Annotated in this window: 21 protein-coding genes; 12 read left to right on the top strand and 9 right to left on the bottom strand. The window is 69.1% G+C overall.

Annotated elements, in window-relative coordinates; genetic code table 11:
* Positions 1–67 precede the first annotated feature (67 nt).
* Positions 68–982 (bottom strand): LysR substrate-binding domain-containing protein, encoded by a 915-nt coding sequence (locus tag BA022_RS14515; RefSeq protein ID WP_088888632.1) that lies wholly within the window; start codon positions 980–982, stop codon positions 68–70.
* Between the two features lie 128 nt (positions 983–1,110).
* Here BA022_RS14515 and BA022_RS14510 point away from each other — a divergent pair, with 128 nt between their 5' ends.
* Positions 1,111–2,397, top strand: coding sequence for a CaiB/BaiF CoA transferase family protein (locus BA022_RS14510; RefSeq protein ID WP_088888631.1), 1,287 nt, complete (start codon positions 1,111–1,113; stop codon positions 2,395–2,397).
* A gap of 7 nt (positions 2,398–2,404) precedes the next feature.
* Here BA022_RS14510 and BA022_RS14505 read toward each other — a convergent pair whose 3' ends face one another.
* From BA022_RS14505 to BA022_RS14490, 4 genes are all read right to left on the bottom strand, one after another.
* A complete protein-coding gene (locus tag BA022_RS14505) occupies positions 2,405–3,385 on the bottom strand; it encodes a porin (protein ID WP_088887922.1) in 981 nt (326 codons plus the stop codon).
* A 349-nt stretch (positions 3,386–3,734) separates the two neighbouring features.
* Positions 3,735–5,039: a Glu/Leu/Phe/Val family dehydrogenase gene (locus tag BA022_RS14500; protein ID WP_088887921.1), complete on the bottom strand. Its 1,305-nt coding sequence runs from the start codon at positions 5,037–5,039 to the stop codon at positions 3,735–3,737.
* A 180-nt stretch (positions 5,040–5,219) separates the two neighbouring features.
* Positions 5,220–6,128, bottom strand: coding sequence for a PPK2 family polyphosphate kinase (locus tag BA022_RS14495; protein ID WP_088887920.1), 909 nt, complete (start codon positions 6,126–6,128; stop codon positions 5,220–5,222).
* A 29-nt stretch (positions 6,129–6,157) separates the two neighbouring features.
* Entirely contained in the window at positions 6,158–7,081 is a 924-nt protein-coding gene (locus BA022_RS14490; RefSeq protein WP_012655259.1) for a LysR family transcriptional regulator, read from the bottom strand.
* A gap of 71 nt (positions 7,082–7,152) precedes the next feature.
* Between BA022_RS14490 and BA022_RS14485 the strand changes: the two genes are divergently transcribed.
* The gene (locus BA022_RS14485; RefSeq protein ID WP_088887919.1) at positions 7,153–7,641 is read left to right on the top strand and encodes a PACE efflux transporter; all 489 of its coding nucleotides are present in this window, start codon (positions 7,153–7,155) and stop codon (positions 7,639–7,641) included.
* Positions 7,642–7,685: 44 nt separating this feature from the next.
* On the opposite strand, the gene cynR is transcribed toward BA022_RS14485, so the two are convergent.
* Positions 7,686–8,612, bottom strand: coding sequence for a transcriptional regulator CynR (gene cynR, locus BA022_RS14480; RefSeq protein ID WP_012655261.1), 927 nt, complete (start codon positions 8,610–8,612; stop codon positions 7,686–7,688).
* 149 nt (positions 8,613–8,761) lie between these two features.
* Here cynR and BA022_RS14475 point away from each other — a divergent pair, with 149 nt between their 5' ends.
* Genes BA022_RS14475 through BA022_RS14460 form a run of 4 tightly spaced genes read left to right on the top strand, consistent with a single transcriptional unit; the run spans position 8,762 to position 12,277 of the window.
* Entirely contained in the window at positions 8,762–9,964 is a 1,203-nt protein-coding gene (locus tag BA022_RS14475) for a muconate cycloisomerase family protein (RefSeq protein WP_088887918.1), read from the top strand.
* A gap of 28 nt (positions 9,965–9,992) precedes the next feature.
* Positions 9,993–10,289 (top strand): muconolactone Delta-isomerase, encoded by a 297-nt coding sequence (gene catC / locus BA022_RS14470; protein WP_011803610.1) that lies wholly within the window; start codon positions 9,993–9,995, stop codon positions 10,287–10,289.
* Positions 10,290–10,334: 45 nt separating this feature from the next.
* Positions 10,335–11,258, top strand: a complete 924-nt coding sequence (locus tag BA022_RS14465; RefSeq protein WP_088887917.1) for a dioxygenase family protein — start codon at positions 10,335–10,337, stop codon at positions 11,256–11,258.
* Positions 11,259–11,284: 26 nt separating this feature from the next.
* Positions 11,285–12,277, top strand: coding sequence for a tripartite tricarboxylate transporter substrate binding protein (locus BA022_RS14460; protein WP_088887916.1), 993 nt, complete (start codon positions 11,285–11,287; stop codon positions 12,275–12,277).
* 86 nt (positions 12,278–12,363) lie between these two features.
* On the opposite strand, the gene ccoG is transcribed toward BA022_RS14460, so the two are convergent.
* Positions 12,364–13,776, bottom strand: a complete 1,413-nt coding sequence (gene ccoG / locus BA022_RS14455; RefSeq protein WP_088887915.1) for a cytochrome c oxidase accessory protein CcoG — start codon at positions 13,774–13,776, stop codon at positions 12,364–12,366.
* A gap of 44 nt (positions 13,777–13,820) precedes the next feature.
* Entirely contained in the window at positions 13,821–14,435 is a 615-nt protein-coding gene (gene petA / locus BA022_RS14450) for a ubiquinol-cytochrome c reductase iron-sulfur subunit (protein WP_011803614.1), read from the bottom strand.
* Positions 14,436–14,638: 203 nt separating this feature from the next.
* Between petA and BA022_RS14445 the strand changes: the two genes are divergently transcribed.
* From BA022_RS14445 to mepK, 4 genes are all read left to right on the top strand, one after another.
* Positions 14,639–15,991, top strand: coding sequence for a sigma-54 interaction domain-containing protein (locus BA022_RS14445; protein WP_088887914.1), 1,353 nt, complete (start codon positions 14,639–14,641; stop codon positions 15,989–15,991).
* Positions 15,992–16,309: 318 nt separating this feature from the next.
* A complete protein-coding gene (gene metH, locus BA022_RS14440; RefSeq protein WP_228403618.1) occupies positions 16,310–19,099 on the top strand; it encodes a methionine synthase in 2,790 nt (929 codons plus the stop codon).
* Positions 19,100–19,134: 35 nt separating this feature from the next.
* The gene (locus BA022_RS14435; RefSeq protein ID WP_088887912.1) at positions 19,135–20,736 is read left to right on the top strand and encodes a L,D-transpeptidase family protein; all 1,602 of its coding nucleotides are present in this window, start codon (positions 19,135–19,137) and stop codon (positions 20,734–20,736) included.
* A 33-nt stretch (positions 20,737–20,769) separates the two neighbouring features.
* On the top strand, positions 20,770–21,342 hold the full coding sequence (gene mepK, locus BA022_RS14430; protein WP_047350181.1) for a peptidoglycan L,D-endopeptidase MepK: 573 nt from the start codon (positions 20,770–20,772) through the stop codon (positions 21,340–21,342).
* 69 nt (positions 21,343–21,411) lie between these two features.
* Here mepK and BA022_RS14425 read toward each other — a convergent pair whose 3' ends face one another.
* Positions 21,412–21,948: a shikimate kinase gene (locus tag BA022_RS14425; RefSeq protein ID WP_012655272.1), complete on the bottom strand. Its 537-nt coding sequence runs from the start codon at positions 21,946–21,948 to the stop codon at positions 21,412–21,414.
* 131 nt (positions 21,949–22,079) lie between these two features.
* Here BA022_RS14425 and BA022_RS14420 point away from each other — a divergent pair, with 131 nt between their 5' ends.
* Positions 22,080–22,997, top strand: a complete 918-nt coding sequence (locus BA022_RS14420) for a YihY/virulence factor BrkB family protein (protein ID WP_088887911.1) — start codon at positions 22,080–22,082, stop codon at positions 22,995–22,997.
* A gap of 125 nt (positions 22,998–23,122) precedes the next feature.
* Positions 23,123–23,965, top strand: a complete 843-nt coding sequence (locus tag BA022_RS14415) for an outer membrane lipoprotein (protein WP_088887910.1) — start codon at positions 23,123–23,125, stop codon at positions 23,963–23,965.
* Positions 23,966–24,081 lie beyond the last annotated feature (116 nt).

Raw genomic sequence — 24,081 nt, 5'->3', positions numbered from 1 at the left:
GGTTGTCTGGCAAGGGCTAGAGGCCAATTTCACTCACAGATCGCGCGGGCCGCAGCGGCTGCGGCGGTCACTCCAGCTGCAGCCGCCCCTGCGCATCGGCCACCAGCAGGTCCACCAGTTCCTGCGCAAAGCTGGGCAGGGCCTCCATGCTGCGCACGCAGATCTGCATCTCGCGCACCGACCAGGCGTCCGACAGCGGCACGATGGCGATGGCCATGGCCTGCGCATGGCGGCTGGCGGCGGACTCGGGCAGCACGCCCACGCCCACGCCGGCCTCGATCATGCGGCAGGCCGTCTCGAAGTTGCCGACCTGGATGCGCAGCTTGATTGGGCGGTGCAGCTGGTCGCTGGCGTGGCGCAGGAAGGCGTGGATGGCGCTGGATTCGTGCAGCCCCACGTAGTCCAGCTCCAGCGTGTCGGCAAAGTCGATCTGCATCTCGCCGTCGAGGGCATGGCCCTTGGGGACCACCAACACCAGCCGGTCGCGGCGGTAGGGCAGGGTCTCCAGATTCTCGGTGCGCACCAGGCCGGCGACGATGCCGATGTCGGTCTGCCCCTCGGTCACGGCGCGCACGATGTCGTGCGACAGGCGCTCGCGCAGGTCGATGTTCACGTCGGGGTTGCGGCGCAGGAAGTGCCGCAGCACCGGCGGCAGGAATTCGCCCAGAGAGGTGGTGTTGGCGAACACGCGCACATGGCCCTTGATGCCGCGCACGTATTCCTGCATGTCGCCGCGCAGGTGTTCGATCTGCCCGAGCACCATGCGCGCGTGGGACACGAAGGCCTGGCCCGGGGGCGTGAGCGTCACACCCTGGCTGGTGCGGTACAGCAGCTTGGTGCCGATGCTTTCTTCCAGGTTCTTGATGCGCGTGCTGGCCGCCGGCAGGGAGATGAAGGAGAGTTCCGCGCCGCGCGTCATGCTGTTGGCGTCGGCGATGTGCACCATCAGGCGCAGATCCACAAGATCGAAATGCATGGCCATGGCCGGCATTGTAGGAAGCGCTGGATACCCTGGCGGCCCTGCGTGAACGCCAGCTTTCACAAATGCAAAGCCGCGGCGCCGGGGCGGGCCGTACCATGCGCCTTCCGCTCGGCAACCACCGCCTGTCCATGACCACCCCTGATTCCTCCTCTTCCCCAGGCGCAGGCCGCGCCGGCGCGCTCGGCCATCTGCGCGTGCTCGACCTATCGCGCGTGCTGGCCGGCCCGTGGTGCACCCAGAACCTGGCCGACATGGGCGCCGACGTGATCAAGATCGAGAAGCCCGGCGACGGCGACGACACGCGCCACTGGGGCCCGCCGTTCTTTCCCGATGCCGACGGCCAGCCGAGCGAACACGCCTGCTACTTCGCCGCCTGCAACCGCAACAAGCGCTCCGTCACCGTGGACATGGCCACGCCCGAGGGGCAGCGGCTGATCCGCGAACTGGCCCAGCAAAGCGATGTGGTGGTGGAGAACTTCAAGACCGGCGGCCTCAAGCGCTACGGGCTGGACTACGAAAGCCTGTCGGCCCTGAACCCGCGCCTGATCTACTGCTCGGTCACCGGCTTCGGCCACACTGGGCCGTATGCGCCGCGGGCCGGCTATGACCTGCTGATCCAGGCCATGAGCGGCCTGATGAGCATCACCGGCCATGCCGATGGCGAGCCTGGCGGCGGCCCGATGCGCGTGGGCGTGGCCGTGATCGACCTGTTCACCGGCATGTATGCCACCACCGCCATCCTGGGTGCGCTGGAGGCGCGCCACCGCACGGGACGCGGCCAGCACATCGACATGGCGTTGCTGGACGTGGCCATGGCGGTGCTGGCCAATCAGGGTGCGGGCTTCCTCAACGCCGGCAACATTCCGAAGCGCCAGGGCAACACCCACCCCAGCGTCGTGCCCTACCAGGACTTTCCCACGCAGGACGGCAACATGCTGCTGGCCATCGGCAACGACGGGCAGTTCGCACGCTTTTGCGAAGCGGCGGGTACCGACTGGGCCGGCGACGAACGCTTTGCCACCAACGCCGGCCGGGTGACCCACCGTGAGACGCTGATCCCCCTGATGGCCGCCCTCACGCGCACGCGGCCCACGGCCGCCTGGATCGCGCTGTTGGAGGACAAGGCCGTGCCCTGCGGCCCGATCAACCACGTCGGCCAGGCGTTCGACGATGCGCAGGTGCGCGCACGCGGACTGCGCGTGGAGCAGCAGCGCTACCCCGGCGCCCAGCCGCCGGCCGGCGAGGTGGTCAACCGCGTGGTGACCACCGCCAGCCCGCTGCGCTTGTCCGATACGCCCGTCACCCTGCGCTATGCCCCGCCCGCACTGGGTCAGCACACCGACGAGGTGCTGCGCGAGCGGCTGGGGCTGGATGCCGCGCAACTGCAGGCGCTGCGCGCGCAGCGCGTGCTCTGAGGCGGCGTCAGAAGGCGTGGGCCACGCCCACGCCGAACGCGGTGCGCGAGGGGTTGTGTTCGTAGCGCTGGTGCCCCAGGCTCGCGTAGAGCATGGTGCGCTTGGACAGGTTGTACTCCGCCCCCAGTGACGCCATGTGGTGGGTCACCCCGTCGTTCAGCCGCTGGCGGCCGTAGCTGGCGCGCAGCGTGGTGACACCCAGGGCGTAGCTGCCGCCCACCGACACCATGCGCGACGTATCGGGGCTGCTCCCCGCGCGGCTGTGGTCGTAGGCCATCATCAGCGTGGCGGCGCCCAGGCGGTAGAGGCCGCCCAGGAACAGGTCCTTGTCACCGCTGCCGTTGCGCTCGTAGCCCACCATGGCGGCCACCGGCCCCTGGTCGTAGTTCAGTGCCACCGAGCCGCCGCGCCCGTCGCGGCCGGGTGCCTGGGTGCGCTCGGTCGAGGCACTGGCATTGAACGAGAAGCCGTCCCAGGTGGGCGAGTCGTAGTAGATGCCGTTGGTCATGCGCCCGTACTCCGCGGCCCCGTTGTTGCTGGCGCGGTCGGTGGGCGTGTAGTAGTGGGCCATGTGCCAGGCGGTGGAGGCAATGCGGTTGAAGTTGGAGAAGGCGTCGAACTTCCATTCCTGGCTCCACATCGCGCTGAGGGCGCGGCCCAGGCGCAACTGGCCCCAGCCGCCTTGCAGGCCCACGGTGGATTCGTCATGCCAGAAGGGCTTGCTGCCCGCCCCTTCGGACTGCCCCGTGTCCAGCTCGAAGCGTGTGCTCAGGCGGAAGGTGGCCTTGAGGCCACCGCCCAGGTCTTCCGTGCCGGCCACCGCCAGATGGCTGCGCTGGATCGTCCCCAGCTTGCGGGTCTTGTCGTAGTCACGAAAGACGCCGGTGTCCAGATAGCCGCTGATGGTCACTTGCGACTGCGCGGCGGCCGGCAGGGCGAGGGCGGCGAGGGTGGCAAAACTGAGAGGCAGGCATTGGGACATGCGCATCCTGGGGAGACTCCTTGTGTGATGAAACGCCCTGCCGCTCCCTCGCGGGGAAGGCATGGGCGTGGCGCTGCCGCAGGCAGCAGGGAGAGCAATGAAACTGGCCATCGCAGGAATGGCCAGCGCGATGACGCGCCCGGCAGACGGTTCGGATTCCAGGTGGCCACAGGGACTGCGGCCTGCCCGAACAAAAGGGCGCATGCAGGCCGCCAAGGGCAGTCTGCACGGCCGATTATAAAAATGGGGTGCGCGCGCGTCATCCGCGATGTCCCGTATGCGCGTGCGCCGGGGCCGGAAGGGCAGGCAAAGAAAAGGCGGCCCGCAGGCCGCCTTGCGCACGGAGCGGGCCGTGTCAGGGGTACAGGCCGCGCATCTCGCGCGCATGCAGGATGCGCTTGCAGGCCACGATGAAGGTCGCCGTGCGCAGCGTGACCTTGTTCTCCTGCGCCACCTGCCACACGCCCGCGAAGGCCTCTTTCATGATGCGCACGAGGCGGGCGTTGATCTCGTCCTCGGTCCAGAAGAAGCTGGAGAAGTCCTGCACCCACTCGAAGTAGCTGACCGTCACGCCGCCGGCGTTGGAGATCACGTCGGGCAGCACCAGTACGCCCTTGTCGTTGAGGATGTCGTCGGCCTCGGGGGTGGTGGGGCCGTTGGCGCCCTCGATCACCATCTTGGCCTGGATCCGTCCCGCGTTGTCCTTGGTGATCTGGCTCTCCAGTGCTGCGGGGATCAGGATGTCGCAGGCCACGCCCCAGAAGGCGTCGTTGGCCATGGGCTCGGCGCCGGCGAATCCGCCCACGCCGCCGGTTCGCTGCACGTGCGCCAGCAGCGCCGGCACGTCCAGACCCTTGTCGTTGTGGATGCTGCCGGTGTGGTCCTGCACCGCCACCACCTTGGCGCCGGCCTCGGCAAACAGCTTGCCGGCCGTGCCACCCACGTTGCCAAAGCCCTGCACGGCCACGCGCGCACCCTCGATGCTCATGCCGGTCAGGCGCGCGGCCTCCACGCCCACGGTGAACACGCCGCGGCCCGTGGCCTCCACGCGGCCCAGCGAGCCACCCAGGTCCACGGGCTTGCCCGTGACCACGCCGGTGGCGGTGGTGCCCACGTTCATGGAATAGGTGTCCATCATCCAGGCCATGACCTGGGCGTTGGTGTTCACGTCCGGCGCGGGAATGTCCTTGGAGGGGCCGATGATGATGCCGATCTCGCTGGTGTAGCGGCGCGTCAGGCGCTCCAGCTCGGCCTTCGACAGGGTCTTGGGGTCGACGCGGATGCCGCCCTTGGCGCCACCGTAGGGCACGTTCACGGCCGCGTTCTTGATGCTCATCCAGGCCGACAGGGCCATGACTTCGGACAGGGTTACGTCCTGGTGAAAGCGCACACCGCCCTTGCCCGGGCCTCGGCTGACGTTGTGCTGCACGCGGTAGCCCTCGAAGTGGGCGATGGTGCCGTTGTCCAGCTCAATGGGCACATCCACGATCAGCGCACGCTTGGGGCGCTTCAGCGTTTCCACCCAGCGCGCCAGGCTGCCCAGGTAAGGGGTGACGCGGTCGATTTGCTGCAGATACACCCCCCAGGGGCCGAGGTGGTTGGGGTCCAGATAGGACGGCAGCGCGTGGGTGGGAAGGGGTGGGTTGGGGGTGTTGGACATGCGGAATTCCTTGGGGAATGTCTACCAAGCGAAGCACTTTATGCCTGTCGCCCAGGGCTGTCCAACGCCGCCATGTTTCCATCTAATGCATTCGATGCATAACCTTGCCATGCCCGCGTCTTGGTGAAATTTGCTCCTTTAAAAGGAGCTGTTGGCGCTTTCCATGCAAGCGCTAGAGCCCTATTTGACTGTGAACTTTTCCAGCGCGGGGTCGCCCGGTGGGTAGCGCAGTTCCAACCGTTGCAGCACACCGCGCAGCACGCTGGCGATCATCAGATTGCGGTGCGTCTTGGAGTCGGCGGGCACGATGGTCCACGGCGCCCACGGGGTGTGCGTGGCGGGCAGCAAGGCCTCATAGGCGCGCTGGTAGGCGTCCCACTGCTCGCGCACCTGGATGTCGCCCATGTCGAACTTCCAGTGTTTGGTGGGGTCGTCCAGGCGCTCCTGCAGGCGCTGGCGCTGCTCGTCCTTGCTGATGTGCAGCATGAACTTCATGACCACCGTGCCCGTTTCGGCCAGCAGCCGCTCGAAGTCGTTGATGTGCGCATAGCGCTGGCGCTGCTGCTCGGGCGTGATCCATCCGTTCACCACGGGCACCAGCACGTCCTCGTAATGGCTGCGGTTGAACACGGTGAGTTCGCCCGCGCCGGGCACCTGGCGGTGGATGCGCCACAGGTAGTCGTGCGCGCGCTCCAGCTCGGTGGGCGCCTTCCAGCCCACGGCATGCACGCCCAGGGCGCTCATGCGGCCGAACACGCCGCGTACGGTGCCGTCCTTGCCGGCGGTGTCCATGCCCTGCAGCACCACCAGCAGCTTGTAGCGGCGGTCGGCGTACAGCAGGTCCTGCAGCGCGTCCAGCTCCAGTGCCAGCTCCTCCACGCGGGCCTTGTCCAGTGCCTTGTCGCCGCAGGAAAAAGGCTTGGCGCCAGGGTCGTAGTCCTTCAGGTGCAGCGCGCCGTTGTCCTTGTCGGCGTGCTTGCCGTTCTTGCCGTTGCCGCCGTTCGGGGCGAAGTCCTTGGGCTGCCACTGGCGCCATTGCTTGGCCAGCGCGTCGTCGGCGATGTCAAAGGGTGGCAGGTAGGTGGGCATGAACGCTCCTCAAGATGGTCAGTGCCTGGCTATTGTGGCGCCGGGCTGCTGCCGGGGCGCTGGCGCGCCATCAACTCTACGAAGCGGCGTGCGCCCAGGCCCAGCGGGCGCTCGCGGGACCAGACCACGTCCACCCACAACTGGGCGCCGTTGCTCAGGTTCTCCAGGGGCAGTTCCACCAGCGTGCCGGCGGCGATGCGCGGCGCCACCAGCGCGCGCGGCTGCCAGCCCCAGCCCAGGCCGGCCTCGATCAAGCCCAGCGCGGCCAAGTGGCTGTCGGTGCGCCAATGGTGGCGCGCGTAGACGAAGCGCGCATCGGTCTGCCCCAGGTCGCGCCCGGCCACGACGATCTGGCGCGTGCCGGCCAGGTGTTCCTCGCGCAGGCCTGCAGGGCCCGCACCCGCCGCGCGAGGCGCCAGCAGCGGATGTTGCGGCGCGATGACGGCCACCAGGGTTTCGCTGCCCACCTCCTGGAAGTCTTCCCGCCCGTCCAGGCTGGGGCGCTCGAACACCAGCGCGAGCTGGGCGCGCCCGGCATGCAGCAGGGCCAGCGCATCGGCCTGGGGCGCGGCCAGCACCTCCACCTGCAGCAGCGGGTAGTCCTGCGCCAGCGTGGCCAGCGGGCCGTGCCAGCGCGCGGCCAGCAGCTCGGGTGCAATGGCCAGGGTCAGGCGCTCCTCCAGCCCCTGGGTCAGCGCCAGCGCCTGGGTGTTGAGCTGCTGCAGCTGCGCCGCCAGCGCGCGTGCCTGCGGCTCCAGCGCACGCGCGGCCGCCGTGGGGCGCGGCTCTCGGCCGCTGCGGTCGAACAGCGGCATGTCCAGCTCGGCTTCCAGCTGGGCGATGGCCATGCTCACGGCCGAGGGCACGCGCGACAGCGCCCGCGCCGCTGCGGAGAACGAGCCGCGGTCCAGCACGGCCAGGAACACGAGGACGTTGTCGGAAGTGAAGGCCATGCGCCAATCTATCAATATTTCTGAAAGAAGATGACTTTTTCCTTCAGATTTCACTCCCTATACTGCGCCGCATGAGTGCAACAACACATGCGGTCGGCCTGCAGGGGCCGAAGCGCCGGGTGGTCTTTGTCACCCTTTACGAAATCATCGCGATCATCGTCTCCAGCCTGCTCTTCATGGCCATTGGCCAGGGCGCGGGCGCTTCGGGGGTGATGGCCGTCGTCGCGTCCGCGCTGGCCATCGCCTGGAACGTGACCTTCAACGCCCTGTTCGAGCGCTGGGAGGCGCGCCAGCGCGTCAAGGGCCGCTCCGTACTGCGGCGCGTGGTGCACGCCATGGGCTTTGAGGGCGGGCTGGCGCTGGTCCTCATCCCGCTGATGGCCTGGTGGTTCGGTGTGAGCCTGTGGCAGGCCACGGTGATGGAGGCCGGCCTGCTGCTGTTTTTCCTTGTCTACACCTACGCCTTCAATTGGGCGTTCGACCGCGTCTTCGGCCTGCCGGCATCGGCCCAGGCCATGCCTGCTGCCGCGCCAGCGGGGGTCGTGGTGGGTGCTCCTTAGTTCATAGCTGCTCGCGCTTGACTGGTAAGCGCTAGAGTCATTTTTTACTCTTGCTGTGCAACACCGCCCTGCAGGGAAGGCGGAGCAGCGGTGCGTGCGATGGCGGGCCGCAGTAGCGCCACGAACTCGCGCGCCGCGGCGCTGCGCGAGGCGCCGCGGCGCCACAGCAGGCCGGCGCGGCGCACGGTGCGCGGCTCGGTGAGCACGGCGGCGCGCATGTCGGGGCCCGCGTGCAGGGCCGCGTGCTCGGCGGCGATGGTGGCCAGCGGCCCGCTGCGGCAGGCCTGCAGCAGCGCATCCACCGACTCCATCTCCACGCGCACCAGCGGCGTCACGCCCGCCTGGGCGAAGGCCGCGTCGATCAACCGGCGCGTGGCGAAGCTGGCCGGCAGCAGCGCCAGCGGCACGCCCGCCAGCTCGGCCAGCCGCAGGCGCTGCCTGCGCGCCAGCGGGTGGCCCTGGTGCACCACCAGATGCATGCGTTCCTCGAACAGCGGCTCGGCCTCGATCTCCTCGCGGCTGGCCGGATGGAAGGCAATCCCCAGATCCAGCCGGCCGGCGATCAGCAGTTCCTCGATCTGGCCGCTGCGCAGGTCGCGCACGGTGAGCTGTACGCCCGGGTAGCGCGCGCTGAAGGCGGCCACCGCGTCGGGCACGAAGCGCGTGAGGAAGGTGGGGATCACGCCCACCTGGAGCGTGCCTGTCTGCAGCGCGCTCATGTCGGCCACGGCCTGCCGCCCGGCTTCCAGCTCCTGCAGCGCGCGCGCCGCGTGGTCGCGAAAGGCATGGCCCGCCTGCGACAGGCGCAGCCCGCGCCCCAGGCGGTCAAAGAGCGGCACGCCCAACTCGGCCTCCAGCTGGCGCAGGCCATGCGAGAGCGTGGACTGCGTGACGAATAGCGCATCCGCCGAGCGGGTGAGGTGCTCGGTCTCGGCCACGCTCAAGAAGTACCGCAACTGGCGCAGTTCCATGGGTGCAATCCGTTCTAAGGGTTAACCCTAAAACCTGTGACTGTTCGATGGCGTCGAACAAAAACTGCAATATATCTCATTGGATTCGCCCCGATGCCAGCGCTAAGGTCATGGCCCGTAACGCTTTTTTCCGCCACGGCCCGCTTTCCATGACGACTTCTCCTTCCGCTTCCGTGCTGCGCATCGAAAGCATCCAGGCACGCATCCTGGACATCCCCACGATCCGCCCGCACAAGCTCTCGTTCGGCGCCATCCAGCGCCAGAGCCCCGTGATCGTGCAGCTGTGGCTGAGCGATGGCGCCAGCGGCTTCGGCGAGGCCGCGACCATCGGCGGTCCCTCGTGGAACGAGGAATCGCCCGAGAGCATCCGGCACGCCATCGACAGCTACCTTGCGCCTGCCGTGATCGGCCAGGACGCGGGCCGCTTCGAGCAGTTGCTGCACCGCATGGACCTGGCCTGCAAGGGCAATCGCTTTGCCAAGAGCGCCGTGGAGCAGGCCGCCATCGACGCCGTGGCGCGCAGCCTGGGCCTGCCCGTGTGGCAACTGCTGGGCGGCAAGCAGCGCGAGAGCCTGCCCCTGGCGTGGACGCTGGCCAGCGGCGACTCCGCCAAGGACATCGAGGAGGCCGAGAAGATGCTGGCCGCGCGCCGCCACCGCATCTTCAAGCTGAAGATTGGCGCGCGCGCGCCGCAGGACGACGTGGCGCACGTGGCACGCATCGCCCGCGCGCTGGACGGCCGCGCCAGCATGACGGTGGACGTGAACCAGGCCTGGGACGGCGCCACCGCGCGCCGCTACCTGCCCGAGATGATCGACGCCGGTGTGGGCCTGATCGAGCAGCCCGTGGCCCAGTGGAACGAGGAGGCGCTGCGCCAGCTCACCGCCACGCTGCCCCACACCGCGCTGGTGATGGCCGACGAGACCGTCTGCACGCCGCAGGACGCGATGCGCCTGGCGCGCCATAACGCCTGCCATGTGTTCTCGCTCAAGATCGCCAAGCACGGCGGCCTGCTGCGCACGCGCGCCGTGGCCGACGTGGCGCGCGCCGCCGACATCGGCTGGTACGGCGGCACGATGCTGGAGACCTCCGTCGGCAGCGCCGCCTCGGCCCATGTGTTTGCCACGCTGGGCGGCACGCACCACAACTGCGAGCTGTTCGGCCCGCAGCTGCTGGTGGACGACATCGTGGAGCAGCAGATGGTCATTTCCGACTTCGCGCTGCAGTTGCCCGACGGGCCGGGCTTCGGCCTCACCGTGGTGCCCGAGCGGCTCGACCGCTTCGACCGGGCACGCCAGGGCCTCACGCCCGTGCACGTGGACCTGGGCCGCGCCAGCGCGCAGCCCGCCTGAACCCCTTTTTTTGCCAGGAGAAACCCAGATGCTGTTCCTCGTTCGCATGGATGTGAAGATTCCCCACGACCTGCCCGCCGCGCAGGCCGACGAAATCAAGGCCCGCGAGAAGAAGTACTCGCAAGACCTGCAGCGTGACGGCCGCTGGCGCCACATCTGGCGCGTGGTGGGCGAGTACGCCAACTACAGCGTGTTCGACGTGCAGTCCAACGACGAGCTGCACCAGCTGCTGTCGCAACTGCCGCTGTTTCCCTACATGGACATCCACGTGACGCCGCTGGCCAACCATCCGTCGGCCATCGTGCAGGAAGGCGCCGCCGGCTGACGCACGGCCTCCGACACCCCACATTCCATCCCACAGGAGAGAGACATGGCCGAATACACCGCCCAGCAGTTGCTGGACATCGTCAACACCGTGCACGTGGCCGAGGGCAATGCCCGCGTGCGCCAGATCACGCAGCGCATCGTCACGGACCTGTTCCGCACCATCGAAGAGCTGGACGTGACGCCCGACGAGTTCTGGGCCGGCGTGGGCTGGCTCACGCGCCTGGGCGCCAGCGGCCAGACGGGCCTGATCACCGCCGGCCTGGGCTTTGACCGCTTGATCGACATCCGCATGGACGAGGCCGACGAGCGCGCCCAGCGTGCCGCGGGCACGCCGCGCGCCATCGAGGGCCCGTTGTTCGTGGCCGGCGCGCCGCTGTCCGAGCGCGAGGTGCGCCTGGACGAGGGCGAGGAGCCGCCGCGCGGCGAGGTGGTGGTGATGGAAGGCCGCGTGCTCGACACCGCGGGCCAGCCTGTGGCCGGCGCGCTGGTGGACGTGTGGCACGCCAACGAGCTGGGCCGCTACTCGCACTTCGACCCCGACCAGGCGCCCTACCACCTGCGCCGCAAGATCCGCACGGGTGCGGACGGCAGCTATCGCTTTCGCAGCTTCATCCCGCCGGGCTACGCCATCCCGCCGGGCAGCCCCACGGCCGAACTGTTCGACGCCCTGGGCCGCCATGGCAACCGACCCGCGCACATCCACTTCCTGGTGGTGGCAGATGGCCTGCGTACGCTGACCACGCAGGTCAACATTCCGGGCGACAGCTTCTTGGACGACGACTTCGCCTTCGCCACGCGCGACGGCCTGGTGGTCACGCTGGAGCCGGGCACGCCCGCCGCCGGCTATGAATCGCTGGGCATCAGCGCGCCGTTCACCCGCGTGCGCTTTGACTTCGTGCTGCAAAAGGCCCTGTCGGCCGACGAGCAGCGCCCCGAGGCACGCATGGACCGCGTGGCCGCCGCCTGACATCCTGGACCTGAGGTAGACACACCATGACTTTCTCCCGCCGCATTGCCCTGATGGGCGCCTGCACCCTGGCCGCCGCCGGCCTGCTGCCCGCTGCCGCCATGGCGCAGCCCGACGCCCAATGGCCTGCCAAGCCCATCAAGTGGGTCGTGCCCTTCCCTCCGGGCGGCGCGATGGACGTGATTGCCCGCACGCTGGGCGAGAAGGCCGGCCGCACGCTGGGTCAGCCCTTCGTGATCGAGAACCGTCCCGGCGCGGGCGGCAACATCGGCGCCGACGCCGTGGCCAAGTCGCCGGCCGATGGCTACACCATCATGATCACGTCCATCGGCATGGCCACCAACAAGGCGCTGTACCCGCGCCTGAGCTACGACCCGGTGAAGGACTTCGCGCCCATCAGCCTGCTGGCCATCGTGCCCAACGTGCTGGTGGTGAACACCGCCAAGACGACCGACAAGTCCGTGGCCGACGTGGTCGCCCATGCCAAGCGCGACCCCGGCAAGCTCACCTATGCCTCGGCCGGCAACGGCACCTCCATTCACCTGGCGGGCGAGGTGTTCGCCTCCATGGCCGGGCTGAACCTGCTGCACGTGCCCTACAAGGGCAGCGGCCCGGCCGTGACCGACATGCTGGGCGGCCAGGTGGACCTGATGTTCGACAGCATCACCTCGGCGCGCCCGCACATCCAGGCCGGCAAGCTGCGCGCGCTGGGCGTGACCAGCGCCAAGCGATCGGCCACGCTGCCCGACGTGCCCACCATCGCCGAGGCCGGCGTGCCGGGCTACGAGGTCTCGCCCTGGTTTGCCGTGTTCGCGCCCGCGGGCACGCCGGCGGCCATCGTGAACAAGATCAACGCCGCGCTGATCGACGCCATGAAGCAGCCCGATACCGTGGCCAAGTTCGAGACCATCGGCGCCGAGCCCATCGGTACCACGCCGCAGCAGCTGGCCACGCACCTGGACAAGGAACTGGCCCGCTGGGGTGCGCTGATCAAGGAGCGCAACATCCGCATGGATTGATAGCGAAGTTGCTATGAAATAAAGAGCTTCCAGCGCTTGATAGAAGGGCGCTAGAAGCTCTTTTGGCTTGTAATGTGCGGCCGCGCCTACCGCGGCACCAGGAACACGGTCTTTTCCGACACCTGCGCCCGGTCGCCCAGCGCCTGTACGTCCAGGTGCACGGTGTGCGAACCGGCGGGCGCGGCGCCATAGGGCACCTGCAGCCGCACCGCCACCCAGCGCGACTCGGCGGGGCCGATCTCCACTTCGGGCTCCGAGGCCACCTGCAGCCCCTGCAGGCCGCTGGCCGTGATGCGGTAGCGCTGGGGCTGCTCGGTGGCATTCATGACCTGCACGCGGTAGATGTTCTCCAGTTGCCCACCCGCCACCACGCGCGAGAGCGCGGCACGATCGCGCACCACATCCACCTTCAGCGGCGTGCGCGTGACCAGGCTGGCCAGCATGGCCGTGCACAGCGCCAGCAGCACGGCGCTGTAGAACAGCACGCGCGGGCGCAGCACGCGGCGCAGCATCTGTGCGCTGCTCCAGCGGTTTTGCATGCCGTTTTGCGTGGCGTAGCGGATCAACCCGCGCGGGTACTGCACCTTGTCCATCACGGTGTTGCAGGCGTCCACGCACATGCCGCAGCCAATGCACTCGTACTGCAGGCCCTTGCGGATGTCGATGCCCGTGGGGCACACCTGCACGCACAGCGAGCAGTCGATGCAGTCGCCCAGGCCGGCGGCCTTGGCGTCCACCTTCTTGCTGCGCGCGGCGCGCGGCTCGCCGCGCTGGGTGTCGTAGGTGACGATCAGCGTGTCCTTGTCGAACATTGCGCTCTGAAAGCGTGCATACGGGCACATGTACTTGCACACCTGCTCGCGCATGTAGCCCGCGAAGCCGTAGGTGGCGAAGCCGTAGAACCCCACCCAGAAGATCTGCCAGGTGCCGTGCAGCGCCAGCAGCTCGCCGCCCAGTTGGCGGATGGGCACGAAGTAGCCCACGAACGTGAATCCGGTCCATAGCGCCACCGACACCCAGGCGAGCTGCTTGAGCGTCTTGCGCCACAGCTTCTCGAAGGTCCATGGGCCCTTGTCCAGCCGCATGCGCGCGCTGCGGTCGCCTTCGGTCAGGCGCTCCAGCCACAGGAACAGCTCGGTGTACACCGTCTGCGGGCAGGCAAAGCCGCACCACAGCCGCCCCGCCACCGCCGTGAACAGGAACAGCGACAGCGCCGACATGATGAGCAGGCCGGTGAGGTAGATGAAGTCCTGCGGGTACAGCACCAGGCCGAACAGGTAAAAGCGCCGCGCGCCCAGGTCGAACAGCACCATCTGGCGCTCGCCCCACTGCCACCAGGGCAGGCCGTAGAACACCCCCTGGGTGAGCAGCACCAGCGCCCAGCGCCAGCGCGTGAACACGCCGCCGATGGCGCGCGGGTAGATCTTCTTCTTGGCTTCGTACAGGTCGACGTAGACGTCGCGTTCGGCAGCGGGGGGCTGGGTCTGTGGGGCGGGCATGGAAGGGGGCGTGGTTGTGATGGTCTTGGGCGAAGGGCGGTCGATCAGGCGCTGGCGCTGTCCTCGCCGATCAGCAGCCGCGTGGCGCTCAGGAAGCGGTGCGGCGGCACCTCCAGGTTCGTCGGTGCGGGCTTGTTGCGGTACACGCGCCCCGCGTTGTCGAACGTGGAGCCATGGCAGGGGCAGAAGAAGCCCCCGGGCCAGCCCGCGCCCAGGCCGGACTGCGGCGCGCCCGGGGCCACGGCCGTGGGCGAGCAGCCCAGGTGCGTGCAGATGCCGATGGCCACGAAGACCTCCGGCTGGATGGAGCGGTGGGTATTGCGCGCGTAGTCGGGCTGCTGGTCCTTGGCCGATGCGGGGTCGGCCAACTGTGCCTCCAGCCCCTGCAGCGACTGCAGCATCTCCGGCGTGCGCCGCACGATCCAGACGGGTTTGCCGCGCCACTCCACCGTGAGCATGCCGCCCGGCGGCAGGCCGGCGATGTCCACCTCCACGGCTGCGCCCAGGGAGCGTGCGCGTTCGCTGGGCGCCAGGCTGCTGACCAGGGGCACGGCCGCGCCGACGGCGGCCAGGCCCCCGGCGGCGGCCGTGGCGTGGATCAGGGTGCGACGTTCTGCGTCGGGCGCGGCGCAGGTGCACGAGGCGGGGAGGGCGGTCATGGCAGTTCCTTCTCGATAGGCGCGGCCAAGGGGCCGCGCGCTTGCTTGTCCTGACTCAAGAGCCGTGCCAGCCTGGCCGCGCGGCACTCCGTGCGAAATCCCTATGTGGAACAAAGGCTTACATCCACCCAAGGAGTCAGCGCTGCCATGGTGGAGGGTAGAAACACTGCCAATGCATGCCATTTGTGACACCATATGTCACCATGGCCGACACCCCTGATCTTTCCCCCACCCCGGCGCAGGTGGCGCAGACCGCGCTGCTCGCCTCCTGGCTGGAGGGGCTGCCCGAGCCGCACATCCTGTTCGACCGCGGCTACCGCATCGTGGCCGCCAATGGCGCCTACCGTCGCCAGTTCGGCCAGGGCGCGCCGGTGGTGGGGCGCACCTGCCATGCGGTCTCGCACCATTCGCCCGTGCCGTGCGACCAGGCGGGCGAGACCTGCCCGCTGGCGCGCTCGCTCTTCAGCGGCCAGCGCGAGCGCGTGCTGCACCTGCACCACACCCCGGCGGGTGAGGAATACGTGCAGATCGAACTGGTGCCGCTGCGCGACGAGGCGGGGCAGCCCCAGTACTTTCTGGAGAAGATGGAGCCGCTGCGCATTGCCCAGGGGCAGCCGGGCGCGCTGGGCATGATCGGGCGCGCGCCCGCGTTCCAGGCCGTGCTGGAGCTGATCGCGCGCGTGGGCCCGTCGCAGGCCAGCGTGCTGCTGCTGGGCGAGTCGGGCACGGGCAAGGAGCTGGCCGCGCGCGCCGTGCACGAGGCCAGCCCGCGCGCGGGGCGGCCGCTGGTGGTGGTGGACTGCGCCAGCCTGCCCGAGACGCTGTTCGAGAGCGAACTGTTCGGCCACGAGCGTGGCGCCTTCACCGGCGCCCATGCCGCACGCGCCGGCCTGGTGGAGGCGGCGCACGGCGGCACGCTGTTCCTGGACGAGGTGGGCGACATCCCGCTCACCATGCAGGTCAAGCTGCTGCGTTTGCTGGAAAGCGGCACCTACCGCCGCGTGGGCCACACCGAGCTGCGCCGCGCGGACATCCGCCTGGTGGCGGCCACCCACCGCGACCTGCGTGCCATGGTGCGCGAGGGGCGGTTTCGCCAGGACCTGTACTACCGCCTGAGCACCTTTCCCATCCAGCTGCCCGCGCTGCGCGAACGCCCGCAGGACATTCCGCTGCTGGCGGAATCGCTCCTGCAGCGTGTGGCCGGGGGGCGGGGCCTGGTGCTTGCGCCCGCGGCGCTGCGCCGGCTGGCGCAGCACCCCTTCCCCGGCAACGTACGCGAGCTGCGCAACGTGCTGGAACGTGCCGCGCTGCTGACCGACGGCGCGGTGGTGACCGCCCATACGATCGAGCGCGCGCTCTCGTTCGATGCGCCCGCGGCGGCGCCGGCCCGCGCTGCGCAGCAGCCCGACCACGCCACCCTGCGTGACATCGAATCCGAGGCCCTGCGCGCGGCGCTGGCGGGTGGGGCCGCGTCGCGTCGCGAATTGGCGCGCGCCCTGGGGGTCAGCACGCGCACGCTGTACCGCAAGCTGCGACTGTTACGGGAGCAGGGCTGATGCTCCTTGTTTGATAGCTGCTAGCGCTTGCTGTGATTGGCTTGCGGTCTGTTTTTGCTTGAAACAGCCACCGCCCCGTGTAGGGGCCACGTTCTGGGCGCACAGTGCACGCGGGGGTATATCCATATGCCTGCCCCCCAAAGGTGGGCCGCGTAGAATTCGACGCTCTCCCGAGGAGCGCTGCAGCGCCCGCCGGCCGGGGCCGCACAGGCGGCTCGCGCGTGGCGGCGTCAGGCTCGGGCCCACCGCGGCATGCAGCCGTGCGTGTACCAACGGCGCTCACCTGATGTATCTGTTCTTGTTATCCAGGTGAGCCCCATGCCGTCGTCCGCCCCCGCATCTTCCGTCCCTTCGCACGCCGTGCCGCCCATGCGCCTGTCGGGGCTGGAGCCCGTGTTCATCGGCGAGGGGAGCTTGTTCGTCAACGTGGGCGAGCGCACCAACGTCACCGGCTCCAAGGCGTTCGCGCGCATGATCCTGAACGACCAGTACGAGCAGGCACTGTCGGTGGCGCGCCAGCAGGTGGAAAACGGCGCGCAGATCATCGACGTGAACATGGACGAGGCCATGCTGGACAGCAAGGCCGCGATGGTGCGCTTCCTGAACCTCATCGCCTCCGAGCCCGACATCGCCCGGGTGCCGGTGATGGTGGACAGCTCCAAGTGGGAGGTCATCGAGGCCGGCCTGCGCTGCCTGCAGGGCAAGGGCATCGTCAACTCCATCAGCATGAAGGAGGGCGTGGAGGAGTTCAAGCGCCAGGCCAAGCTGATCCGCCGCTACGGCGCGGCTGCCGTGGTCATGGCCTTCGACGAGATGGGCCAGGCCGACACCTTCGCACGCAAGACCGAGATCTGCGAGCGCGCCTACCGCATCCTGGTGGACGAGGTGGGCATGGCGCCCGAGGACATCATCTTCGACCCCAACATCTTCGCCATCGCCACGGGCATCGAAGAGCACGCCAACTACGCCGTGGACTTCATCGAGGCCGTGCGCTGGATCAAGCAGCATCTGCCGGGCGCCAAGGTGTCGGGCGGCGTGTCCAACGTGTCGTTCAGCTTCCGCGGCAACGAGCCGGTGCGCGAGGCGATCCACACCGTGTTCCTGTACCACGCCATCAAGGCCGGCATGGACATGGGCATCGTCAACGCGGGCATGGTCGGCGTCTACGACGACCTCGACCCCGAGCTGCGCGAGCGTGTGGAAGACGTGGTGTTGAACCGCCGCCCCGACGCGGCCGAACGCCTGCTGGAGATCGCCGAGGCCGCCAAGGGCGCCGCCAAGGACGACAGCAAGAAGCTGGAGTGGCGCGGCACGCCCGAGCACCCGAAAACCGTGGGCGAGCGCCTGTCGCACGCGCTGGTGCACGGCATCACCGACTTCATCGTCGAAGACACCGAGGAGGCCTACCAGCAGATCGTGGTGCAAGGCGGCGGCCGCCCGCTGCACGTGATCGAAGGCCCGCTGATGGACGGCATGAACATCGTGGGCGACCTGTTCGGCGCGGGCAAGATGTTCCTGCCGCAGGTGGTCAAGAGCGCCCGCGTGATGAAGCAGGCCGTGGCCCACCTGATCCCTTACATCGAGGAAGAAAAGCGCCAGCAGGAAGCCGCCGGCCTGGATGTGTCCAGCAAGGGCAAGATCGTCATCGCCACCGTGAAGGGCGACGTGCATGACATCGGCAAGAACATCGTCACCGTCGTCCTGCAATGCAACAACTTCGAGGTCATCAACATGGGCGTGATGGTGCCCTGCCATGAAATCCTGGCGCGCGCCAAGGCCGAAGGCGCGGACATCATCGGCCTGTCGGGCCTCATCACGCCCAGCCTGGAAGAGATGCAGTACGTGGCCGGCGAGATGGACAAGGACGAGTACTTCCGCATCAAGAAGATTCCATTGCTGATCGGCGGCGCCACCTGCTCGCGCGTGCACACGGCCGTCAAGATCGCGCCGCAGTACCAGGGCCCCGTGGTCTACGTGCCCGATGCCTCGCGCAGCGTGAGCGTGGCGCAGAGCCTGCTGGGCGAGCAAAAGGACAGCTACCTGGCGGAGGTGCAGGCCGACTACGACCATGTGCGCCACCTGCATGCCAACAAGAAGAAGACGCCGGTGTGGCCGCTGGCGCAGTGCCGCGCCAACAAGACGCGCATCGACTGGGCGCATTACCAGCCGCCGGCGCCCAAGTTCATCGGCCGGCGCGTGATCAAGAACATCGACCTGGCCGAGCTGGTGCCCTTCATCGACTGGGCGCCGTACTTCCAGACCTGGGACCTGGCCGGCAAGTACCCCGACATCCTGCAGGACGAGGTGGTGGGCGAGGAAGCCACGCGCGTCTTCCGCGACGCACAGGCCATGCTCAAGAAGATCGTGGAGGGCCGCTGGCTCACGGCCCACGCCGTGGTGGGCTTCTGGCCCGCCAACACCGTGCGCGACGATGACATCGAGCTGTATGCCGATGCCGCGCGCGACAAGGTCGTGCTCACCTGGTACGGCCTGCGCCAGCAGGCCGAGAAGCAGCCCGACGCCGAGGGCCGCATGCGCCCCAGTCGCTGCCTGGCCGACTTCATCGCGCCTCGCCCGGAGGGTGGCGCACCCACGCAGGCCGACCACATTGGCGCGTTTGCCGTCACTGCCGGCATCGGCGTGGATGCCAAGGTGGCCGAGTTCATGGCCGACCACGACGACTACAACGCCATCACCCTCAAGGCCCTGGCCGACCGCCTGGCCGAGGCCGGTGCCGAATGGCTGCACCACCGCGTGCGCACCGACTGGTGGGGCTACCAGGCGGGCGAGCGGCTGTCCAACGACGAACTGATCGCCGAGAAGTACGTGGGCATCCGCCCCGCGCCTGGCTACCCCGCATGCCCCGATCACCGGGTGAAAAAGCCGCTGTTTGCATTGCTGGGTACGGCCGACGTGGACATGGACATTACCGACAGCTACGCCATGACGCCCGCGGCCAGTGTGAGCGGCTTTTACTTCAGCCACCCCGAGAGCACCTACTTCAGCGTCGGCAAGATCGACGATGCGCAGGTGCAGGACATGGCCCAGCGCAGCGGAGTGCCCCTGGCCGAGGTGGAGCGCGCGCTTGCGCCGAATCTGGGGCTATAGCGCCTGGTCGGCGCAGGCCATGCCAAGATCGACCCATGAACCTGCGCCTGCTGACACACCACACTGCCCCCCTGCTGCTGGCGGCCTGGATGCCGCTGGCTGCCTGGGCGAACCCGTCCTGGCTGACGGCTGACGGGCGCCCCCTGCCGGCTGCGCATGAAGCGGTGCGCTGGCTCAACGAAGCCGCAGCCGATGGGCTGGAGCCGGCCGACTATGGCGCGCAGCACCTGAGTGATGCGCTGGCGGCCGCAGCCGCCCGCGGCCTGGATGCCGCCTCCGCCGTGGCGCTCGACCAGGAGCTGACGCAGGCCGTGGAGCGCTACCTGTATGAGCTGCACGGCGGGCGCATCGATCCGGCACGGCTCAACGAGCGCTACGACCACTCCCGCCGCCCCCAGCCCGACCTGCGCGCCGCGCTGCAGACCGCGCTGGCCGACGGCCAGATCCAGCAGGCGCGGGACGCGGCCATCCCTCGCGTGCCCATGTACCCGGCGCTGCGCGCACTGCTGGCGCAGTACCGCGCGATGGGCGCTCACCCTGCCTGGGCGCAGCCGCTGCCCGCGCTGCCGGGCCGCAAGCTCACGCCGGGCCAGCCCTGGGAGGGCCTGGGCGTGCTGGCCGAGCGGCTGGTGGCGTTGGGCGACCTGCCGCCGCAGCCCACGGGCGAGCCGCCCGCAGCGTCCGCGCCGGCGCAATACACCCCCGCATTGGTCGAGGCCGTCACGGCCTTCCAGCGCCGCCACGGGCTGGAGGCGGACGGGGTGCTGGGCGCGACCACGCTGGCGGCGCTGAATGTGCCCCCGGCCGCACGCGCCGAGCAGATCGCGCTGCAGATGGAGCGCCTGCGCTGGACGCCCGTGCTGCAGGGCCCGCGCATGATCGCCGTGAACGTGCCCGAATACCGCCTGCGCGCCTATGAGTACGCGGGTGGCAGGATCACGCTGCGCCTGTCCATGGCGGTCATCGTCGGCAAGGCGCTGGATACGCGCACGCCGCTGTTCGATGAGGACATGCAGTCCATCGAATTCAGTCCGTACTGGAACATCCCGCCGTCCATCGCCCGCGGCGAAACCGTGCCGCGCCTGCGCCGCGACCCGGGCTACCTGGCACGGCAGGGCATGGAGTTCGTCAGCGCGGCGGGAGTGAGCACCGACACCACACCCGAGATGCTGGGTGCCGTGCTGGCAGGCCAGGCGCGCATACGCCAGCGCCCGGGGCCACTGAACGCGCTGGGCGATATCAAGTTCGTGCTGCCCAACAACGACAACATCTACCTGCACCACACCTCGGCGCCCACGCTGTTCGGCCGCAGCCGGCGCGACCTGAGCCACGGCTGCGTGCGTGTCGAGGAGCCGGTGGCGCTCGCCCAGTTCGTGTTGCAGGACGATCCCGCCTGGACCGTGGAGCGTATCCGTGCGGCCATGGCGCAGCCCAAGCCCGTGTTCGTACGGCTGCCGCATCCGGTGCCGGTCATCATCACGCACATCACCGTGGTGGTGCAGGACGGCCGTCCGCACTTCTATGGCGACCTGTACGGCCATGACCGCAAGCTCGCCAGCCTGCTGCGCCTGCATTCGGCAAAACCCTACGATGCGGTCCGCGCGGGTAGTGCTGCCGGGGTGATCGGTCCAAAATAGCGCGTTTTTTCGCTTTTTCGAGGTTTTTCGCGCATGGCTCCACCGCACAACCCCCACCGCCGTCTATTCCTGGGGCGCGGCGCCGCCGTCGCGCACGCCGCTGCGGCCGCGGTGCTGCTGCCCAAGGCGGCGTTGGCGTCGCTCAGCGAAGAGCAGGACCTTGCGCGGCGCCTGGCCTTCAACCACCTGCACACCCATGAGCGGCTGGCACTGGTCTACGCCCAGGGCGAACAATTCGTTCCCGCGGCGCTGCCCACGCTCAACCACTTCCTGCGCGACCACTACAGCGGCGACGTCGGCGTGATGGACCCGGACCTGTTCCACCTGCTGCACCGCGTGCGGCAGACGCTGCAGACGCAGCAGCCGTTCGAGGTGATCTCCGGCTACCGCAGCCCCCACACCAACGAGACGCTGCGCACCACGCGCGGCGGCGGTGTGGCGCGGCGCAGCCTGCACATGGACGGCAAGGCCATCGACGTGCGCCTGCCCGGCGTGTCCCTGAGCGACCTGCGCGACGCCGCCATCTCCCTGCGGGCGGGCGGCGTGGGCTACTACGCCCGGGAACAGTTCGTGCACATCGACACCGGACGTGTGCGCAGCTGGTAAGCCTCTGCGCCGCAAGAGAACCAAGGCCCCGCATGCGGGGCCTTTTTCATGTCTGAGGAAGGGCGCTAGCTACACCGGGTCGCCCGGCGCCGCCATCTCCAGCTGCATCATGATCATGTTGACCAGCGTGTGCACCGTGGGCCGGCCGGTCTCGATGACGTAGTGCGCGGCCTCGCGGTACAGCGGGTCCCGCGCGCGGTAGAGGTCGCGCAGGCGGGCCAGCGGGTCGTCCACCTGCAGCAGGGGGCGCGTGCGGTCGTGCTTGATGCGCTTGAAGATCTCGTCGGGCGAAGCGCGCAGGTACATCACATGGGGAAAGCCGCGGCGCAGCGTGGCGCGGTTGTCCTCGCGCAGCACGGCGCCGCCGCCGGTGGACAGCACCATGCCGCCGGGTTGGGCGGCCAGCTCGGCCAGCAGCGCAGCCTCGTGGTCGCGAAAGGCCGCTTCGCCATGCTGGTCGAAATAGTCGCGGATGCTGGTGCCCAGCCGCTGCTCCAGCCGCTGGTCCAGGTCCACGAAGGGAAGCCCCAGACGGCGGGCGAGCTGGCGGCCCACCGTGGATTTGCCCGAGCCCGGCATGCCGACCAGGGCGCAACGCGTTTGCATGCTTGTCTGTCGTGGTGAGTGAAGACTGGGAAGTGTAAGAGCGTCCACCTGGTCCGTGCGGCAGCCGGTGCGCAGCCGGCTATCGGCTTGCGCCGACAGGGGGCCGGGCCCGCACTGTTCACAATCGGGCCATGCCACTGTCCCTGCAGAGCCTCAAATCTATTGCCCAGCCACTGCTGCAGCGAGTGTTGCAGCCCATTGCGCCGCTGGTGCGCGCCGTGCAGATGTGGCTGGACGCCGACGGCCTGCGCATGAGCGCGGCGATGTCGTTCTACGGCATGCTGAGCCTGGCGCCGCTGTTGCTGTTGCTGGTGGGTGTGCTCGGGTGGTGGATCGACCAGGCCTACCTGGAGAGCAACCTCATCGCCCAGGTGCGCGGGGTGATGGGCGAGCGCGGCGCCGAGGTGGTGCGCCTGGCGCTGGCCAGCGCGCAGGAGCCGGCCGAGGGGCGCCTCGCGTCGGTGGCCGGCTTCGTGTTGCTGCTGTCCGGCGCGACGGGGGTGTTCGTGGAGCTGCAGAGCGCGCTGGAGCGGCTGTGGGCGCACGGCCAGCCCGCGCCCGAGCGCAAGGCGTGGTGGCGCATGGCCTCGCTGCGCCTGCGGGGCCTGGCCTATGTGCTGGCCATCGGCTTTCTGCTGCTGGTGTCGCTGGTGTTGTCCACGGCCATCAACGTGCTGGCCACCTGGGCCAGCGCGCGGCTGCCGTTCGGCTCGGGCACGCTGCTGCAGATCGTCAATGAGGCCGTGGCCTTCGCCGTGGCGGTGGCGCTGTTCTTGGGGCTGATGCGCATCGGCAGCGGCCCCAAGCCGCCCACGCATTGCCTGGTATTCGGCGCGGTGGTGGGCGCCACGCTGTTCACGGTGGGCAAGCAGTTGCTGGCGCTGTACCTGTCCACCGCGGCGGTGGTGTCGGCCTATGGCGCTGCGGGCTCGCTGGTGGTGCTGCTGATGTGGATCTACTTTTCGTCCGCGGTGCTGCTGTTCTCGGCCGCCAGCGCGCGGGCGCTGCACGAAACGCGTACCGCCGCCTCCGCGCCGGCGGGCCGTTGACCGCTGATTACGTCCGTTACGCCGCGCGCGGTTTTGTGAAGCAGGGCCGGCGTTAGCCTTGGCGCCGGTGCCGTGGCGGCTGCATGCGCAGCCCGCGGCTTTTCTTCTGGCAACCGAACGAGCACATGCATTCCACCTCTGCTTCCTCCGCCGCAGCCCCGTCCGCGGCTTCGCTCAAATGGCTGTGGGCCGCCGTGGGCGTGCTGGGCGTGAGTGTGCTGGCCCTGGGTGGCACGCTGCTGGCGCAGAACCTGCGCGGCGGTCCGCCTGCTGGCGACTCCGCGGCCGGCGGACCGGCCGCCACGCTGGCAGCCACCGCGCCGCGCACGCCCGAGGCGGAAGTGTTGAATGAAAAAGCGCCTCCAGTCCAGTCGCAGCAAGCGATGGCAGCTCTCGATTCAGGAGCTAATCCCACAGCCCGGCGCGCAGCAGCGCCGCCTTCTCCACAGGCGTATCCACAGGACGACCCACAGACGTATGCACAGGGCTATCCACAGCCGGCGGCATCGCCCTCGCCAGTGCCAACCCAGCGCGGCGAACCGCTGCAGCGGGCCGTGGCGCAGCGCAGTGCGGCGCCGGTGTGTGGCACCTGCGGGCGGGTGGAGTCGGTGCGCGCTGTCGAGCAGGCCGCGCCGGCCACGGGCGTGGGCGCGGTGGCCGGCGGTGTGCTGGGGGGCGTGCTGGGCAACCAGATCGGCAAGGGATCGGGCCGCACCGCGGCCACGGTGCTGGGCGCCGTGGGCGGCGGCTACGTGGGCCACAAGGTGGAGCAGCGCGCCCGTACCACCACGGTCTACCAGATGCGCGTGCGCATGGATGACGGTTCGGTGCGCAACTTCACGCGCGCCCAGCCGCTGGCCGAGGGCACGGCCGTGCGCGTGCAGGGCAAGAGCCTGCGCGTGGACCCGGGGGCGGACGCCGACCGTGCGGGCGTGGAGCCGGTGCGCGTAGTGGACCGGGGCTATTGAGCGCAGGGGTTGCGTTTGACGAGCGCGGCCACGCAGGCGCTACAAAAATAAAAGCGGCCTGCGCTTGCGGGCAGGCCGTTTTGAAGGGGGATTGGCGTTGGATCGCCTGTGAGCAA

The organism is Diaphorobacter nitroreducens (genome assembly GCF_002214645.1).
Classification (GTDB): Bacteria; Pseudomonadota; Gammaproteobacteria; order Burkholderiales; family Burkholderiaceae_C; genus Diaphorobacter; species Diaphorobacter nitroreducens.
The sequence above is the reverse complement of the archived record's forward strand: the minus strand, read 5'-3'. Positions and strand labels throughout refer to the sequence as shown.